Here is a 15,496-nt window from a genome sequence, read left to right as displayed (position 1 = left end):
CCCACCGCCCGCCCGGTCCGCTCACCCCGAGGAGTCCCGGCGCGGCCTCGGCCCCCGCGGACTCCCCGGCGACCGGAGAGCGCCCGCAGAGAAAGGAGGAACCCGATGGAGGCGATCGCGGCGGCCGCCGAGGCGGCGGGTGCGGCCACCCAGTGGCTGCTGGCGCCCTTCGCGCGGCTCGGTGAGCCCTGGCTCGGCGGCTCCTCGTGGGGTCTCGCCGTCCTGCTGGTGGGCACGGCCTGGCGCCTGCCCCTGTGGCCGCTGCTGGTGCGGGAGGCGGCGGCGCGGGTCGTGCGCATGCGCCTGCTCGCCGCGTTCGCCGCGGAGGAGGAACCGCCGGACCGCGGTACGGCCGCGGCCCGCGTGGAGGCCGCGCTGCGCGAGCGGGGCCTGCGCCGGCCCGCCGAGGTGGCCGTCGGCCGCGCCGCGGCCGCGGTCCAGATCGCCGCGGTGCTGGTCGTCATCGTGTGGAGCCGCACCGGCGAGGCGGCGCCTTCGGCCGCCTTCGCCGGTCTGGACGGACTCGCCGCCCCGCCCGTCGCCTCCTGGCCGGGCGGAGCGCTCTGGGCGCTGGCGCTGTGCGGCGCCGCCACCGCCTCGGGGATCGTCACGCAGCGCGCCGTCGGCGCGGCCGACGAACGCCGGCGGTTCTTCGCCACCCGGATCGCGCCGGTGATCTTCCTGGGATTGGGCCTGTTCCTGCCCGCGGCCACCGTCGTCGTCTTCACGGCGGCGATGGTGCTCTCCCTGGCCACCGCGCTCGCCGCGGCCCGGACGCCGGCGGTGCGCGCCCCCGGACCCGGCGGAGACGGTGAGCCCGGCGGGCTCGGCGAGCCCGAGCAGGCCCAGGCCCCGGCGGGCGAAGGGGGGACGCCATGACCCCCCGGCAGCGCACGGCCGTACGTGCGGTCCGCCTGCGCGCCGACGCCGACGGGCGGATCGGCCCCGCCACCGACCTGGCCGCCGCCGAGTGCCTGGCCGGACAGGCCGCCGCGGGCGCTCGGGTCCACCTGCACACCGCCGCGTTCACCGGACCCCTGACCGAATGGGCGCGCACGCTGGGGCGCGGAGCGCCCGGAGCGGTCGTGCTCGCCGCCGACCCGACGGCCCGGCCGCTGGCCGACCTGCTGGCCGAACGGCTGACCGGCGGCTCCGCGGACCGCCCTGCGGTCGTCTGCGATCCCGGCGAGCTGGCCGGGGCGCTCGCCCGCGTCACCGGGTCGGCGCCCGGGAACGGAGCCTCGCCCTATGCCGCGCGCGTTCTCACCCCCGCTCAGGCGGCCCTCGCGGGCGTGCGGGCGCGCGCCGCGGACACGCTCGCCGACCTGGAGCTGCTGGCCCGCCGGGCGAACGGGCCGATCGAGGTCGCGCTGCGCCCCGCCGCAGCCGGGGACGGCACCTGGGCGCCGGAGGGCGAGCTGGTCGCCGGCCTCGGTGGCCTCGCCGACCGGCTGGCCCGCGCCCGCCTGGTGCCGCGGCCCCGGCTGAGTCCCGCGGAACTGACCCCGGCGGCGGCCGAGGCGCTGGCCGCTTCCGGGATCGCTCGGGCGACCATCGCCGCGACCGCGCAGGCTGGGGAGGAGCACCGCCTGCGCGCGGCGCTCAGCGCGGCGACCGCGGCCGGGCTGAGCTGCGCCGTCGAGTTCACAGTGCCCGGCCCCAAAGGGGAGTCCGGCGGGCCCCCGGAGGCCTCCCCGACCGCCGCCGAACACGTCGCGCGCCTGCTGCGGGCCTGCCCCGATGCGGTCCCCGACCTCCCCGCCGCGCCGCTGGCCGCGCTCGCCGCCCGCGCCGCGTTCGCGGGCGTCCCGCCGCACGCCGCAGCGGCCGCCGAACTGCGCCGGCACCGCCGGACGCTGCGCGCGTTCGCCCGCCGGGCCCTGGTCGGCGGCTACGGCGCCACTGCCATCAGCGCCGGCGCCCACGACCTGTGGTGGGAGCACTCCGAGGCCGTCGCCGCCCACGCCGGGTGGGTGGCCGACGTGGTCGCCGCGGGCGGTACCGTCCTCACTCCCGCGGACGCCGCGGGGCCGGTCCGCGGCTACGCCGACGCCGACACCCGCGCACCGGGCCCGGGCGTGCTGCTGATCCGCACCGAGGCCGACCGCGACGCACTGCTCGCCGACGCCGACGCGGCCCGGCGGCGCGGTGTGTTCCCCGCGCGGCTGTTCGACCCGGCACCGACACTCGCAGGGCTGTGCCGGCTGGGCCGGGGCGGCTGTCCGGCCGAGCGCGGGCGCCGACTCTACGTCGACCCCCGGGGGCGGGTGCGCGGCGGCCCACACGGCCCGGTGCTGGGCAAGGTCGGCGAGCCCCTGGAGGAGCTGCGGGCCGCCCTGCGGGAGCGGACCGCCGCCGGTTGCTCCTGCCTGCCCTCCGGATGGGCGCCGGCGGCTCCCCGCCTGTGGCTGGATCGGGTGCTGGATGCGGCCCGCTCCGTGGCGGCGCTGCGCGCGCTCGCCGCCCGCGGCGAGCATCCGGCTCCCGCCTCCGCCCCGTCTTCGAGCGACGGCGGTCCGCTCGCCGTCAGCGGCCTCGGCGGCGCCCTCGGCCACGCCGCCGCGCCCGCGCCCCGCTGGCCCGAAGGACTGGTGCTGCTGCGCGACGGCGGCGCCCACCTGCTGCACCACGGCCCCTCGGGCACGTGGGCGCGCCTTCCCGCGCCGCTGGCCGTGCTCGTGGAGCTGCGGCTGGACCTCGGCCCCGCGGCCGCCGACCACCTCGCCCGCCACCACGCCATGTCCGCCCGGACGGCGGCCGCGGCTCTGGAGCGCGCCGGCGCGGCGCTGGAGCGGCTGACCGCCTCGCCCGCGACCTCGCCCGACACCGGCAGCACGGACGGAGACGACCAGCCATGATCACCCAGGACGGCGCGGCCGCGGACTATCCGCTGTGGCACCCGATGACGCCGATGGCCGCCTACCTGAAGGCGCCGGTGACCATCGCGGGCGGCTCCGGCGCGCGCCTCTACGACGTCGAGGGCACCGAGTACCTGAGCGCCAATGCCGGCCTGTGGAACATCCACTGCGGGTTCGACGAGCCGCGCATCCAGGAGGCGGTCCGCGAGCAGCTGGAGACGCTCGCCTACAGCACGCTCTTCCGCTTCGCCCACGAGCCCGCGCTGCGGCTCGCCCGGCGCCTGGTCGACATCGCCCCGGCGCCCGGGCTGACCCGCGTCTTCTACGGAACCTCCGGCGCCAGCGGCGTCGACGCCGCGCTCAAGCTTGCCCGCCGCTACCAGCGGCTGACCGGGCGCAGCGAGCGCACCGGTATCGGCGCTCTCGCCGACTCCTACCACGGCACCCTCTACGGTCCGCTGGCGGTGACCGGCGAGGACCTCGACCAGGACGAGTACGGAGTGGACCGGAGCGCGGTCGTGCATGTGCCCACCCCGGTGGACCCCGAGACCGCAGCGGCCGCGCTGGAGCGGCTGGACGAGGCGGCCGACGGGCTCGCGGCGGTGATCGTCGAGCCGATCCTGGGGTCGGCCGGCGTCCTCGTGCCCCATCCCGACTTCTTCCGCGGCCTCGGCGAGCTGTGCCGCTCCCGCGACATCCTCCTCATCGCCGACGAGGTCGCCACCGGCTTCGGCCGCACCGGCACCATGTTCTGCTCCGAGCAGTTCGGCCTGGAGCCCGACCTGGTGGTGCTCTCCAAGGGCATCAACAGCGGATATCTGCCGCTGTCGGCGGTCCTCGTCCACGAGCGCGTGTGGTCGGCTTTCCAGGAGCGGGAGGCGGCCCTGCTCACCGGCGAGACCCAGGCCGGCAACCCGCTGGCCTGCGCCGCTGCGCTGGCCACGCTGGACGTGATCGAGGAGGACAAGCTGGTGGCCCGCGCCGCCCGGCTCGGCGCCGAGCTGTCCGCCGCCGTCAGCGAGGTCCTGCCGCGCGCCCGCGGCCAGGCGCGTGAACCGGTGGGGCGCGGCCTCATGCTCGGCGTGCACCTGGAGGGGAGCGGCGGCAGGCCCGGCATGGACGAGGTCGCCATGGTGGTCGAGCGCTTCCGCTCCCTGGGCGTGATCGTGCACCCCTCCGAGCGCGGCTTCGCCCTGCTGCCGCCGCTCGTGGTCACCGAGGACGACGTGCGCACGATCGCCGACGCCGCCGGGCACGTCTTCGACGAGTTGGACCTGCGATGAGCGCGGCGTCGAGTTTCGTCTGGCAGGTGCCCACGCGCGCAGTGTGCGGCGCGGGCGCCCTGCACGGCCTCGGCCCGGAGACGGCGGCCCTGGGCGGCGTGGTCGCCGCCGTCGTCGACGTCCGCGCGGCGCAGCTGCCCCCGGCCGCGGACGCGCTCGCCGTCCTGGCCGCCCACGGGGTGCCACCGGTGGCGGTGCACGAGGTCGCCGGACCCCCCACGCTGGAGTCGGTGCGCGAGCTGGCGGCGGCCCTGGGCCGCAGCGGGGCGGACGCGGTGCTGGCGCTCGGCGGCGGCAGCACCATGGACGCGGCCAAGGCCGCCGCGCTGGCCGCGACCAACCCCGGGCTGCTCGACGATCCGCGGTGGGCCGCCCACGGCGTCGTCGACCTGGACGCGCCGGGGGACGAACGCGCCCGGCCGGGCCTGCCGACGCTGCTGGTCCCCAGCACCGCCGCGACCGGCTCGGAGCTGAACGGCGTCGCCGCGCTGCGCAACGCCGGCCGCAAGCGGCTGCTGGTCTCCGGTCTGCTCGCGCCCTCCACCGCGATCGTCGACCCCGCGCTCACGGCCGCCCTGCCCGCTGCGCGGCTGGCGGAGGGCGGCGTCGAGACCCTGTGCCGGATCGTCTGCCCCTACCTGGCCTCCGGCGCCGCGCTGGGAACCACCGACGCGCTGGCCGAGGCCCTGGCCGCGCACTGCCTGCGCGCGGTCGCCGCCGCGTGCGGCGCGCCCGCGTCCGACGCGTCCCGGCCGGCGCGCGCCGACCTGGCGTGGCTGGTGTCGGTCTCGGCGACGCAGCTGCCCGGGCTCGGACGGGAGCCGTGGGGCCACGTGCTGTGGTACCTGCAGGATGCCGTGGCCGACCTGGCGGGAACCGCCAAGGGGCCGGCGATGGCGGCGCTGCTGCCCGCCTACCTCGCTGAGGCCGCCGCGGGGGGCGTCGGCGCCCGCTGGGGAACGCCCGGACGGCTCGCCCGGCTGGCCCGTGCGCTCGCGCCCGAGCTCGGCCCGGACGCGCACGCGGACCTGCCGGCCGCGCTCGCCCGCCGGCTGGAGGAGTGGAACCTGCCCGCCGACCTGTCAGGACTGGGCCTGGACGGCGCCGCCGTCGGGCGAGCTGCCGCGGACACCCACCGGGCGTGGGGGCGCACCGGCCTTCTGGACGGTGTCGGCCGCGGCGAACTGGCCGGCTTCTACCACCGCGCCCGCCGCTTCCCGGGCGCCACCGTGACCCCGGCCGGGGGCAGCGCTCCCGGCCGGTCGCCAGATACCCCCGCTATCAGAGAAGGGAGGTGAACTCCATGGACAAGTCTCTGACCGTCGACTTCGGCGACCTGGACCTGGGCGACCTGTCGTTCGACTCGGTCGAGGTCGCGACGGTGCGCGACGCGGTCGCGCTGCCCGAGACCGGCGCCTCGTCCGGCTCCAGCTCGTGTGAGTCCTGCTCCTGCTGTGCGGTGTGCTCGTGCTGCTCGGTCTGCTCCACCTAGCGGTGCCCGCCGCACGCGCCGTGCGGGCGGAGTCGCGGCGCTAGCGGAGGCGTCGGGTCTCCCGGAACCCCGGCCGGGGTTCCGGGAGACCCGTTCCACGCCGGCCCGGCGCGGCCGTTCAGGACGGTGTCGGCAGGTCGGGGCAGCTCAGGAGCAGAATGCCCCGGTCGCGGGCGTAGGCGAACAGCTCGGCCCGCGTCTGCAGGCCCAGTTTGTCCCGCAGGGCGGCGCGGTCGCCCTCGATCGTGCGCGGGCTGACGTGCAGCATCGAGGCGGCCGTGTCGATGGTGTGTCCGCTGGCCAGCAGCCGGATCACCTCGCGCTCCCGGGCCGTGGTGCAGTCGGCGGGGCCGGAGGCGAGCTTGCAGCCGATGCTGTGGTGAAGGTAGAGGTCGTCGTCGGCCACCGTGCGCAGCGCGGTGAACAGCTCGTCGACGCTGGAGGTCTTGGGCAGGTAGGCGCGCACACCGCAGCGCATCGCCTCGCGGACGACTTCGGTCTCCTCGTGGCGGGTGATGACCACGACCCGCGTGTGCGTGCTCGCCCGGGAGATCTCATCGAAGGGGTGCACGCCCTGGAAGCAGAGGTCGGTCAGCAGGATGTCCTGCTGCGCGCCGCGTGCAATCCGGTTGATGCCGGCCGGGCAGCTCACCTCGGCGACGACCTCGAACCCGTAGTCGGGCGCGAGAATGCCGCGCCAGGCGGCGCGGCCCAGAGAATAGTGGTCTGCGACGGTCAGGGTGATGGGATTGGGGGATCTCATCAGAACCGTCAGTTCGCGCGTGCGGCCGGGTCATCCCAGACGGATGCGGGGGGTATGCGGCGGTGCCGCAGTCCGGGACGGTCCGAAGCGGCCGTCATCGCACCGGTTCCTGTATTCGCCCGCGTTACACACACGCTAGGACCCTTTCGCTCGCTCGATTTCCGCCCTGGGGCGGCGGGGCCCCACGGGCGATCGGGTTTGCGGTCACCTGAGGTGACTGTGAAAGCGGCTGCGCAGGTGGTCCCCGCCGCAACTGCCGCCGATCCCGCTGCGCGACAGCTCGGTCGGTGCTCCACGCACACATCGGTACATCCGGGCGTCTGATGCGCCGTCTCTGAATTCAATTGTTCTTTCGGAAAATTCTCGGGGTTCGCCCGTTCCTTGCTCGTTCACGCCGTATTTGTTGCGCGTTCGTTTCATAGCGGCGGTTGTCGCTCCTGGTAAGGGGCAATGCCGCCACACAGGGCACTACCGTACGTCTCGAATGGGGCAAATGCAATGATAGTGGCGAATGCGGCTGGTCATAGCGTAGGGATGAAAGTTTTTCATGTTGCGGAATTGTGCCGCTCCGGACCGGCGCCCTCCGCGTCAGCGGAACCGTCGTCCCTCGTCACGCCGGTAGGCCCAGACCGCCAGCACCGCGGTGAGCGCCGTCCAGCCGGCGAGTACCGCGATCGCCGTCTGCGACAGGGCCGTGCCGTCGGTCACCGCCCACACCGACAGCTCCCTGGCCGCGCGTGTGGGCAGCGCGTGCGAAGCGGTGTCCAGCCAGCCGGGGAAGGTCTCGGGCGGAAGGAACAGTCCGCCGGCGAAGGCCATCGGGAACATGATCGCCTGGGCCGCAGGCAGGGCACCCTTGATCGACATACTGAAACCGATTGCGAACCCGCCGAAGAGGAACGGCAGGCAGCCGAACAGGATCACGGGCAGGGCCAGCGCCGCCGCGGAGAGGGGGAGCGTCGCCTCCGTGAGCAGCGGGGCCAGCAACGCGACCGGGATCACGGCCAGCAGGACGAAGGCGAACCCGTTCATCAGCCGCCCGGCCATGCGCGGCAGCGGGCCCGCCGGCAGGGTCCGCAGGTAGGGGTCCCAGGCGCGGGCGCGCTCTTCGGCCACACCCACGCCGAAGTTGAGCAGGCAGGCGTTCATCACTGCGAACACGGTGATCTGCGCCGTCGCCAGCGTGGCGGCCCGCGGGTCGTCGGCGATCGCCCCGTTGGGCACCACGAAGAACATCATCAGTACGCTCGGGAAGGCGACGTTGAAGCCCAGCGCGATGGGGACGCGGGCGGTCTCCAGGAACAGCAGGCGGGCGTGCTGCACGGCCAAGGTCATCGGGACACCTCCGCGGTTCCGGCGGCGGGCTCGGGGGTCGGGTCGCCGGCGGGGTCGTCGTCGGAGACGGCCTCCGCCTCGATCTCAAGGAACGCCTCTTCGAGGCTGGGCCGGTGGACGTCCAGGCCGGTGAAGGGGGCTCCGCTGCGCACGAGCTCGCGCACGAGCGCGTCGGTGTCCTCGGTGTAGAGGACCTGGCGGTCCCCGCGGCGCTCCCGGCCTACGACGCCCTCCAGCTCGGGGACCTCGTCGGCCTGGAAGCTGATGGAGCGGCGCGAGGCCGCCTCGGTGACCTCCTGCGGCGTGCCGTCGGCCACGACACGGCCGTGCTTGAGCACCACGATGCGCTCCGAAAGCGCCTCCATCTCCTCCATGTAGTGGCTCGTCAGCAGGATCGTGCCGCCGCTGCCGATGTAGGAGCGGATGCCCTCCCAGACCGCCCGTCGCGCCGAGACGTCGAGCCCGGTCGTGGGCTCGTCCAGCAGCACGAGGTCGGGCCGGCCCAGGAACGCGAGGCCGACCGCGAGGCGGCGCTGCTGGCCTCCGGAGAGGCTGCCGGTCTGGCGCTTCTCCAGGCCGATCAGCCCGAACCGCTCCAGCAGGTCGGCGGCCGGAAGGGGGTCGGGGTAGTGCCGGGAGACGAAGTCGATCACCTCCCGGACCCGCAGCGTCTCCGGCAGCCCGGTCTGCTGCGGGGTCATGCCCAGGGCGCGGCGGCGCCGCGGGTCCTGGGGGGAGCCGCCGAACAGTTCGACCTCGCCCCGAGTGGGGCGGCGCAGCCCGCACACGAGGTTGATCAGCGTGGACTTGCCCGCGCCGTTGGGGCCGAGCAGGCCGAGGACGGCTCCGGGGCCGATGTCGAGGCTGACGCGGTCGAGCGCCAGCGCTGTCCCGTAGCTGCGGGACACGTTGTGCAGCCGGGCGAGGGGAGGTGTCACAGGGCGCCTCCGGGGGGCCTCTCGGTGGTGGCTGATGCGGGACCGCCGGCGCTGAGCATGGTCTGCAGCGCCTGGACGTATTCCTCCAGGGCGTGCCGCCCTTGGGTGGTCAGAGAGAAGTAGGTGATCGGACTGCGGCGTTCGTGGGTCTTGACGCTTCGGACGTACTCGGCCTCCTCCAGCTTGCGCACATGCACCGAGAGGTTGCCCGAGGTCATTTCGAGGATCTCGCGCAGCCGGGAGAACGCGAGCTGGTCACCGGGAGGCAGCGCCTGCAGGGTGACCATCACCCGCAGCCGCCCCTGCGCGTGGATCACGGTGTTGAGCTCCGGCAGAGGGTTCATCGACGGGCCCCCAACGGACGCGGCTACGGACGCCGTGCGCGAGCGGCACGGCGGACGGTGAGCAGAACCGCGGCGGCGAGGAACCCGCCGCCGCCTCCGAGGGAGAGCACGAGGTAGGCGTGCGGCATCCCGACGACCAGCGCCAGCGCGTCGGCCGCCAGGATCCACCCGCCCAGGCCGAAGCGCAGCCGCTCGTGCTCCCAGGCGGCCGAGACCATGGACACCAGCCCGATGACGAGCAGCGAGAGTCCGGCGAAGGCGAGCCAGACCAGCGGCTCGGGCGCGCCGCCGCGGTACAGGCTCCACGCCACGACCCCCACGACGGCGAATCCGGCCACATAGGCCCATCCGATCCGCGCCCCGGCGAGCGCGGAAGGACCGCGCAGGCCGCGGTTGAGGCGGATGTCGTGGCGCGTCGTGACGGTCAGCGCCGCAAGGAGCGCCAGGAACATGGCCACCCCCGCGATCGCGGGCGGTACGCCGGAAAGCACGGTCCGCTGGAGGTAGAGGCAGCCGTAGCCGATGAGGAGGGCGAGCCCCCACACCGCGTAGAGCAGCCGCCAGTCCGGCGCCAGTTCGCTTTCGGCCGTGTCGCGCTGCCGCTCGATGAGTTCACGCGACGCGGCCGGATCGAACAGCGCGTCCTCGGCGGGACGCCCGTCGTCCTCTGCTGTCATCACGCCGTCTCCCGGATCAGTCGTTCTATGATGCCAACTACTTTGTAACACAAACTCGTTTGCCGCACCAGGAGCGGAGGCTCGGACGGGGAGGGGGACCCCCGGACCGGGGACGCGCGCTGCGCCCGCACCGGTAGGAGCGGCGGGCGGCCGGGTAGCGGGAAGCCGCCGCAGACCACGGAGGAGTTCCCATGACGATGCCCGAAGAGTCAGGCAAGAAGACCGAGGACACCGACCAGGCGCTCCCCGGCGAGCGCGACCGCGGCGAGCGGAGCCCCGACACCCGCCGCGAGATGGAGGCCGAGCTTCAGGACGCGATGGAGAAGGCCGACACCGACCGCGAGGACTTCGAGCAGAGCTGAGCCCTCTGCGGCCGCGAACACCGGTGGGGAGGGCGCCGCCGCGCCCTCCCCACCGGGTCACCCTCTGCTGTGCCCGGGGTCGGCGTCCGGATCAGCTCGCCGTGCAGGTCAGCTCGGGCGCACCGTTGGCGCCGCTGTGGGTGCCGGTGAATCCGAACCCGGTGCTCTGGCCGGCACTCAGGCTGCCGTTGTGGCTCACGTTCTCGGCCGTGTAGGCGCCGCCGCCGCCCGAGATCTCGGCGTTCCACGCCTGCTCGACGCTCTGGCCGTCCGGGTAGTCGATGGCGACCTCCCAGCCGCCGATGTCGGAGCCGGCCGTTACCGTCACACTGGCCTGGAAGCCGTCGGACCACTCGTTGGAGACCGCGTACGCGGCCTCGCAGCCGTCACCCGGCTCGGGAGTGGGGTCCGGGGTGGGCTCAGGGTCGGGATCCGGCTCGGCGCCCGCGGCCACCGCCATGTCGTAGGCGAGCTGCGGCACGAACTGGCCGGCTCCGGCGGCGCAGCCGTCTGCCTCGCCCGGCAGCTTGACCCACAGGAACGCGTCGATCACCGCGTTGCCGGTGTCGGTCGTGCTCTCCGTGCCGATCGCCCGGCCCTCGGGGTCGCACCACTCCGAGCCCCGCGGGCCGTTGCCGTTGCGGCTGGTGTCGACGACGGCGCGCAGCCCGGAGTGCCCGGTGGCGGCGACGACCTGCTCGGCGTAGGAGACCTCGTCGCCGGTCCGGTTGTAGTTGGACACGTTGGTGGCGATGCCGTGTGCGCTGCCGGCGACGTCGGCGCCGTTGAGCCGCGAGGCGATCTCGCCGGGCGAGTGCCACTGGGAGTGGCCGGCGTCCATGTAAACGCGGGCCTGCGAGGACCCGGCCATGAGCGCCTTGCCCGCGTAGGCCATGGAGTCCATGACCTGGCTCTGCTGGCCCCCGTCCATGCAGTTGCTCATCAGGGACAGCACGTCCGGCTCCAGCACGATCGTGGCCGGTCGGCCGTTCAGCCCGGCGGCGACCCGGTCGACCCAGTTGCGGTAGGAGGCGTGGTCCGGCGCGCCGCCGCCGCTGTGGTTGCTGCAGTCGCGGTTGGGGATGTTGTAGACGACCATGATCGGGATCTTCCCGGCCGACGCTGCCGCGCCGACCAGCGCATCCACCTCCCCCTGCACCTCACCGGGGTTGTGCTGGGTGAACCAGGTGGCCTGCGGGACGTCTGCGATGCGGTTGGCGATGACGTCGGCGCGCGAGTCCTGGGGGTTGTCCCGGACCCACTGGGCCGAGGCCATGTCCGGGTTGACGTAGAACTGCGACTCGGCGGCCGAAGCGGGAGTCGGGCCGGCTGCCACAGCGGCAGCCAGGAGGAGCGCGGCGCCGGCGATCGGGCGCACGGATTCTCGGAACATGCACGAAGTCCTTTGTCGTTGCAGCGGCCCCCGTGGACGGTGGAACGCCCACACCGATGGGAGCGCTCCCAATCTCGCTGGACTCTAAATCAGGGAACGCGTTATGTAAAGAGAAGGAAACATCCCGTCATCGGCCTGAGCCCGGTGCGCAGCGCAAGCGGGCCGGCCCGGCCCACATCGATGGCGAAGCGCCCACGACTCTAGTCGCAGCGCCGCAACCGCTCCGCGTCGCCCACGCGCACGATGCGGGAGCAGTTCCCGCGCGCGGCCTTGGCGATCTCCCCGTTGGCGCGGTCGCTGCGCCGCACCCACGCGCGCGCGTCCTCGAAGCTGCGGCCGCCGGCGCGCTGGCGTTCGACCAGGCGCGCCTCCCGGGTCTCGTCGTCGGCCTCGACGTACCAGAGGTCGGTCAGCAGCGCCCGGACCTCCCGCCACAGCGGGGCGTCGTCGGCGAGGTAGTTGCCCTCGGTCACGATCAGCCGGACACCCGGCTCGACGACCAGTCGGGCGGCGATGGGCTCGTCGGCGGCACGGTCGAAGTCGGGTGCGTAGACGGGCGCGTCGGCCGCGGCGTGCAGGCGCCGCAGCAGCGCCAGGTATCCGCGTACGTCGAAGGTGTCGGGAGCGCCTTTGCGGTCGCGGAGGCCGAGCCGGTCCAGTTGGAGGTTGGAGAGGTGGAACCCGTCCATGGGCAGGTAGGCGGCGCCGGGCGGGCCGAGCTTCGCGCGCGCCGCGTCGACCAGGTACCGGGCCAGTGCCGACTTGCCCGCGCCCGGCGCGCCCGCCAGCCCGAGGAACGCCCGCGCCGGGGCCCGGTCCGCCAGCGCCGCGGCCTCGGCGGCCAAGTCCTCCAGCAACATGGCTCCCACCTTAGGATCCGCCGCCCTCGTTGATCTTGTAGCTATCGTGAAGGAAAGCGATTTCCATTTGCGATAGCTACAAGATCATCGGGAAGACACCCACGAGGAGGACAGCTGATGCGCATCGCCGGCGTCGAGACCTCTGTGCGGCGGTTTCCGCTGCACGGTACCTGGGACGGCGGAGTCTCCTACCACGACCTCGTCCTCGTCACGGTCACCGCGGACAACGGGGCCCGGGGCAGCGGGTTCGGCTGGACTCCCCGCGTGGGCGGCGAGGCGGTGCGCGCGGTCGTGGAGCACGACTGCGCGCCGGTGCTGGAGGGGCGCGACCCCGCCCCGGCGTCCCGATGGGAGCAGCTCTACGCGCACCTGCACGAGGCCGGCCCCGGCGGTATCAGCGCAATGGCCCTCGCCGCCGTCGACATTGCGCTGTGGGACCTGCGCGGACGCGCCCTCGGGCTGAGCCTGGTCGATCTCGTCGGTCGGCGCCGCGACAGCGTCCCCTGCTACGGCAGCGGGGTGAACCTGGACCGCGGGCTGGAGGAGCTGCTGGACCAGGTGCGCCGGTTCACCGCCGCCGGCCATACCGCGGTCAAGATGAAGGTCGGCTCGACCGACCTCGAACGCGACGTCGAGCGCGTCGCGCGCGTGCGCGAGCTCCTGGGGCCGCACGGCCGGCTGATGATCGACGCCAACCAGCGCTGGGACCTGCCCTGCGCCATCCGGGCGGCGGGGGCGCTGGCCCGGTTCGACCCGTACTGGATCGAGGAGCCGCTGCCCGCCGACGACCTGGAGGCCCACGCGCGGCTGCGCGCGGCCACCGCCGTCCCGTTCGCGATCGGCGAGAACCTGCGCACCGTCCGCTCCTTCCGCGACGCACTGGTGCGCGGCGTCTGCGATGTCGCCCAGCCCAACGTCGTGCGCGTAGGCGGGATCACCCCGTTCCTGCGCATCGCGGACCTGGCCGCCGCTTTCAGCGTCCCCGTGGCCCCCCACCTGCTGCCGGACCTGTCCGTCCAGCTGGCGCAGTGCGTGCCGGCCGTCTCCATGGTCGAGGACATCGAACGGGCCTCGTTCGCAGACCTCGGCGCCTTGGCGCGGCCCTCCGGCGTGTCCATGGGTGCGGCGGGCGGCACCAGCGACACGCCTCCGGGGCACGGACTGGTGTTCGCGGAGCCGGAGCGGTGACCTGCCGGCGGCGTGCGGCAACCGCCGCTGCGGCGCCGGGTCAGTCCTGCCGGCGGGCCATCGCCTGCATGAGCTGGGCGTAGGCGTGGCCGCTGACGCGGTCGCCCCACCCCTCCTTCGCCTCGCTCCCCACCGACTTGCGGACCTGGCGCAGGCCTTCGGCGGTCTCGTCTCCGTAGTCGCCGTCGACGCCGTGCTCGGGCAGATCCGTACCGGCCTTGACGATGAGCGCCTGGAGCGCGATGACGTGCTCCTTGCGGCCGTTGTGCTCGCCGTCGCCTTTGCGCAGGTTGATCAGGGACATCTCGTCTCCTCCGAGCCCGTCTGCGGGCATGCCGTCGTGGACCCAGGCGTGCAGGTGGTCGCCGGGGCAGGTGGTGCTGTTGACGTCGCGGTGGCCTTTGGCCGCGAGCCGCCGCCCGGCGCGCTCGCAGGCCTCGTCGTAGAGCGCGCGGACGGCGGTCTTCGCGGCGGAGGTCGGGTTGTTCCGGCCGATGTAGCAGATGCCGATCCCGCTGGTGTTGTGGCCCACCGCGTGCGCGCCCTGGACCTCCCACCCGCGCCCTTCATAGGCGGCGCCGGCGTCGTCGACGAGGAAGTTGTAGCCGATGTCGGACCACCCGCGGCCGTCCATGTGGAAGTCCTGGATGGAGCGGACCGTCTGTGTCGGGGACTCCGCGGAGTGGTGGACGACGACTTCGGTGCGTGCGTCCCACGCGACGAGGCTCCGGTCGCGCGGCGCGCGGGCGCCCCACGCGGACCGGTCGATGATGTGGACCTGTGACATGCGTCGACTCTGGCATTTCGCGGTGGCGGTGTGCAGATGATCTGACGAATCCCCGGTCGGGGGTGACCTGGTTGTGTCCGGAGGGTTACGTCCGGTCGCCTTGTGCTTCCGGAGCCGGGGGCGGCCGACGCCTGCGGCGCGCCTGCCGCCTGTGGCCGGTCGGCGCCCGGCCGCCCGTGCGCTTCGACCGCCCGTCGGCCGAGGCCCCGCTGAAGCCGGTCCCCGCAGGGGTGCGGCCTCCGGCGTGCGGCGGTCAGATGTAGGCGACCCCGGCGTGCTCCCAGACGGGGACCTCCGGGTCGGCCGGGCGGCGCTGCGGTTCGACCCCGGGTACCCGCCACGTCGAGCAGTCGACGGCGACCGCCGGGAAGTCTCCGTCCAGCGACGGGGAGGCCAGCCGCATTCCCTCGAACACCCGGGACGCCTCGTCAGGGGTGCGCACCCTGCCCCAGTAGGCGCCGAAGGAGTGCATGCCCGCGGTGAAGGACCGCGCGACCTCAGCGTCGTCGGAGACGATGTGGGTGTAGACCAGGCAGGAGCCGGGCGCCAGCCGGTCGACGTAGGCGCGCACGATGCCGAACGGGTCCCGATCGTCGGGCACGCAGTGCAGCAGCGACACCAGCATGAGGCAGACGGGCTCGGTGAAGTCGATGATGTGCCGGGTGGCCGCGTCGCCGAGCACCCGGTCGACGTCGCACAGGTCGGAGGTGATCACGGTCGTCGACGGGTCCTCGGCGAGCAGCGCCCGGCCGTGGGCGAGGACGATCGGGTCGTTGTCGACGTAGACCACTCCGGCGTCGGGGTGGTGTCGCTGCGCGATCTCGTGGGTGTTCTCCATGGTCGGCAGGCCGGACCCGAGGTCGATGTACTGGCGCACGCCCGAGCGCGCGACGTGATCGACGGCACGCGACAGGTAGTCGCGGTTGGCACGGGCCATGGCGAAGCTTCCCGGTACCAGTGCCTCTAGTGCGAGGACCGCCTCGCGGTCGATCTCGAAGTTGTCCTTGCCGCCGATCCCGGCGTCGTACATCCGGGCGATGGAAGGGCGGGACAGGTCGATCCCCGTGGGGAACGGAGGGGCCGCGCCAGTGGTGGCGGGGTCGCTGTCGTGCATGCGGCGGTCTCCGGGTTCGGAGGCGAGGACCGAGCGGGCCGTCGCCGACGTCGTCGGGGGTGTGAACCCGGTGCCGTTCGGGGTGCGGCACCGCAGGGAAGG

The 15,496-nt window shown here is 74.1% G+C and carries 16 protein-coding genes; 7 read left to right on the top strand and 9 right to left on the bottom strand.

Going from position 1 to position 15,496, the window contains the following annotated elements; genetic code table 11:
• Positions 1 to 105: 105 nt before the first annotated feature.
• From RM446_RS07215 to RM446_RS07195, 5 genes are read left to right on the top strand one after another with little or no spacing between them, the layout of a single operon-like run.
• Positions 106 to 879, top strand: a complete 774-nt coding sequence (locus tag RM446_RS07215; protein ID WP_311544374.1) for a hypothetical protein — start codon at positions 106 to 108, stop codon at positions 877 to 879.
• Positions 876 to 2,858 carry a hypothetical protein gene (locus RM446_RS07210; protein ID WP_311544373.1) on the top strand — a complete coding sequence of 661 codons (1,983 nt, stop codon included), beginning with the start codon at positions 876 to 878 and terminating at the stop codon, positions 2,856 to 2,858. The genes RM446_RS07215 and RM446_RS07210 overlap by 4 nt, the downstream gene beginning before the upstream one ends.
• A complete protein-coding gene (locus RM446_RS07205) occupies positions 2,855 to 4,141 on the top strand; it encodes an aminotransferase family protein (protein ID WP_311544372.1) in 1,287 nt (428 codons plus the stop codon). Before RM446_RS07210 ends, RM446_RS07205 begins: the two co-directional genes overlap by 4 nt.
• A complete protein-coding gene (locus RM446_RS07200; protein ID WP_311544371.1) occupies positions 4,138 to 5,439 on the top strand; it encodes an iron-containing alcohol dehydrogenase in 1,302 nt (433 codons plus the stop codon). Before RM446_RS07205 ends, RM446_RS07200 begins: the two co-directional genes overlap by 4 nt.
• Positions 5,440 to 5,444: 5 nt before the next feature.
• Positions 5,445 to 5,633 carry a thiazolylpeptide-type bacteriocin gene (locus RM446_RS07195; RefSeq protein ID WP_311544370.1) on the top strand — a complete coding sequence of 63 codons (189 nt, stop codon included), beginning with the start codon at positions 5,445 to 5,447 and terminating at the stop codon, positions 5,631 to 5,633.
• Positions 5,634 to 5,751: 118 nt separating this feature from the next.
• On the opposite strand, the gene RM446_RS07190 is transcribed toward RM446_RS07195, so the two are convergent.
• From RM446_RS07190 to RM446_RS07170, 5 genes are all read right to left on the bottom strand, one after another.
• Positions 5,752 to 6,396: a response regulator transcription factor gene (locus tag RM446_RS07190; protein WP_311544369.1), complete on the bottom strand. Its 645-nt coding sequence runs from the start codon at positions 6,394 to 6,396 to the stop codon at positions 5,752 to 5,754.
• 588 nt (positions 6,397 to 6,984) lie between these two features.
• Positions 6,985 to 7,731: an ABC transporter permease gene (locus tag RM446_RS07185; RefSeq protein ID WP_311544368.1), complete on the bottom strand. Its 747-nt coding sequence runs from the start codon at positions 7,729 to 7,731 to the stop codon at positions 6,985 to 6,987.
• Positions 7,728 to 8,669, bottom strand: a complete 942-nt coding sequence (locus RM446_RS07180; RefSeq protein WP_311544367.1) for an ABC transporter ATP-binding protein — start codon at positions 8,667 to 8,669, stop codon at positions 7,728 to 7,730. Before RM446_RS07180 ends, RM446_RS07185 begins: the two co-directional genes overlap by 4 nt.
• Positions 8,666 to 9,013 (bottom strand): transcriptional regulator, encoded by a 348-nt coding sequence (locus RM446_RS07175; RefSeq protein ID WP_311544366.1) that lies wholly within the window; start codon positions 9,011 to 9,013, stop codon positions 8,666 to 8,668. The genes RM446_RS07180 and RM446_RS07175 overlap by 4 nt, the downstream gene beginning before the upstream one ends.
• Before the next feature lie 23 nt (positions 9,014 to 9,036).
• Positions 9,037 to 9,693 carry a hypothetical protein gene (locus tag RM446_RS07170; protein WP_311544365.1) on the bottom strand — a complete coding sequence of 219 codons (657 nt, stop codon included), beginning with the start codon at positions 9,691 to 9,693 and terminating at the stop codon, positions 9,037 to 9,039.
• 188 nt (positions 9,694 to 9,881) lie between these two features.
• Between RM446_RS07170 and RM446_RS07165 the strand changes: the two genes are divergently transcribed.
• Positions 9,882 to 10,052 (top strand): hypothetical protein, encoded by a 171-nt coding sequence (locus tag RM446_RS07165; protein WP_311544364.1) that lies wholly within the window; start codon positions 9,882 to 9,884, stop codon positions 10,050 to 10,052.
• Between the two features lie 91 nt (positions 10,053 to 10,143).
• On the opposite strand, the gene RM446_RS07160 is transcribed toward RM446_RS07165, so the two are convergent.
• Both RM446_RS07160 and RM446_RS07155 read right to left on the bottom strand, forming a co-directional pair.
• A complete protein-coding gene (locus RM446_RS07160) occupies positions 10,144 to 11,445 on the bottom strand; it encodes a glycoside hydrolase family 6 protein (protein WP_311544363.1) in 1,302 nt (433 codons plus the stop codon).
• A 200-nt stretch (positions 11,446 to 11,645) separates the two neighbouring features.
• Positions 11,646 to 12,302: a nucleoside/nucleotide kinase family protein gene (locus RM446_RS07155; RefSeq protein WP_311544482.1), complete on the bottom strand. Its 657-nt coding sequence runs from the start codon at positions 12,300 to 12,302 to the stop codon at positions 11,646 to 11,648.
• 120 nt (positions 12,303 to 12,422) lie between these two features.
• On the opposite strand from RM446_RS07155, the gene RM446_RS07150 reads away from it, so the two are divergent.
• Positions 12,423 to 13,493, top strand: a complete 1,071-nt coding sequence (locus RM446_RS07150; protein ID WP_311544362.1) for a mandelate racemase/muconate lactonizing enzyme family protein — start codon at positions 12,423 to 12,425, stop codon at positions 13,491 to 13,493.
• 40 nt (positions 13,494 to 13,533) lie between these two features.
• Here the strand turns inward: RM446_RS07150 and RM446_RS07145 are convergent, their stop codons facing one another.
• Positions 13,534 to 14,280, bottom strand: coding sequence for an N-acetylmuramoyl-L-alanine amidase (locus RM446_RS07145; protein WP_311544361.1), 747 nt, complete (start codon positions 14,278 to 14,280; stop codon positions 13,534 to 13,536).
• Between the two features lie 253 nt (positions 14,281 to 14,533).
• Positions 14,534 to 15,394: an SAM-dependent methyltransferase gene (locus RM446_RS07140; protein WP_311544360.1), complete on the bottom strand. Its 861-nt coding sequence runs from the start codon at positions 15,392 to 15,394 to the stop codon at positions 14,534 to 14,536.
• Positions 15,395 to 15,496 lie beyond the last annotated feature (102 nt).

The sequence above is a fragment of the Streptomonospora wellingtoniae genome, assembly GCF_031845375.1.
Taxonomy (GTDB): domain Bacteria; phylum Actinomycetota; class Actinomycetes; order Streptosporangiales; family Streptosporangiaceae; genus Streptomonospora; species Streptomonospora wellingtoniae.
Note: the sequence above shows the minus strand (reverse complement) of the source record. Positions and strands in the feature narration are given on the sequence as shown.

What these genes read in the sequence shown, in the direction of transcription:
- RM446_RS07175 (WP_311544366.1), bottom strand. Translation starts at nt 9,013, where the DNA reads ATGAACCCTCTGCCGGAGCTCAACACCGTGATCCACGCGCAGGGGCGG.
- RM446_RS07210 (WP_311544373.1), top strand. Translation starts at nt 876, where the DNA reads ATGACCCCCCGGCAGCGCACGGCCGTACGTGCGGTCCGCCTGCGCGCC.
- RM446_RS07200 (WP_311544371.1), top strand. Translation starts at nt 4,138, where the DNA reads ATGAGCGCGGCGTCGAGTTTCGTCTGGCAGGTGCCCACGCGCGCAGTG.
- RM446_RS07160 (WP_311544363.1), bottom strand. Translation starts at nt 11,445, where the DNA reads ATGTTCCGAGAATCCGTGCGCCCGATCGCCGGCGCCGCGCTCCTCCTG.
- RM446_RS07195 (WP_311544370.1), top strand. Translation starts at nt 5,445, where the DNA reads ATGGACAAGTCTCTGACCGTCGACTTCGGCGACCTGGACCTGGGCGAC.
- RM446_RS07150 (WP_311544362.1), top strand. Translation starts at nt 12,423, where the DNA reads ATGCGCATCGCCGGCGTCGAGACCTCTGTGCGGCGGTTTCCGCTGCAC.
- RM446_RS07140 (WP_311544360.1), bottom strand. Translation starts at nt 15,394, where the DNA reads ATGCACGACAGCGACCCCGCCACCACTGGCGCGGCCCCTCCGTTCCCC.
- RM446_RS07215 (WP_311544374.1), top strand. Translation starts at nt 106, where the DNA reads ATGGAGGCGATCGCGGCGGCCGCCGAGGCGGCGGGTGCGGCCACCCAG.
- RM446_RS07185 (WP_311544368.1), bottom strand. Translation starts at nt 7,731, where the DNA reads ATGACCTTGGCCGTGCAGCACGCCCGCCTGCTGTTCCTGGAGACCGCC.
- RM446_RS07205 (WP_311544372.1), top strand. Translation starts at nt 2,855, where the DNA reads ATGATCACCCAGGACGGCGCGGCCGCGGACTATCCGCTGTGGCACCCG.
- RM446_RS07190 (WP_311544369.1), bottom strand. Translation starts at nt 6,396, where the DNA reads ATGAGATCCCCCAATCCCATCACCCTGACCGTCGCAGACCACTATTCT.
- RM446_RS07165 (WP_311544364.1), top strand. Translation starts at nt 9,882, where the DNA reads ATGACGATGCCCGAAGAGTCAGGCAAGAAGACCGAGGACACCGACCAG.
- RM446_RS07145 (WP_311544361.1), bottom strand. Translation starts at nt 14,280, where the DNA reads ATGTCACAGGTCCACATCATCGACCGGTCCGCGTGGGGCGCCCGCGCG.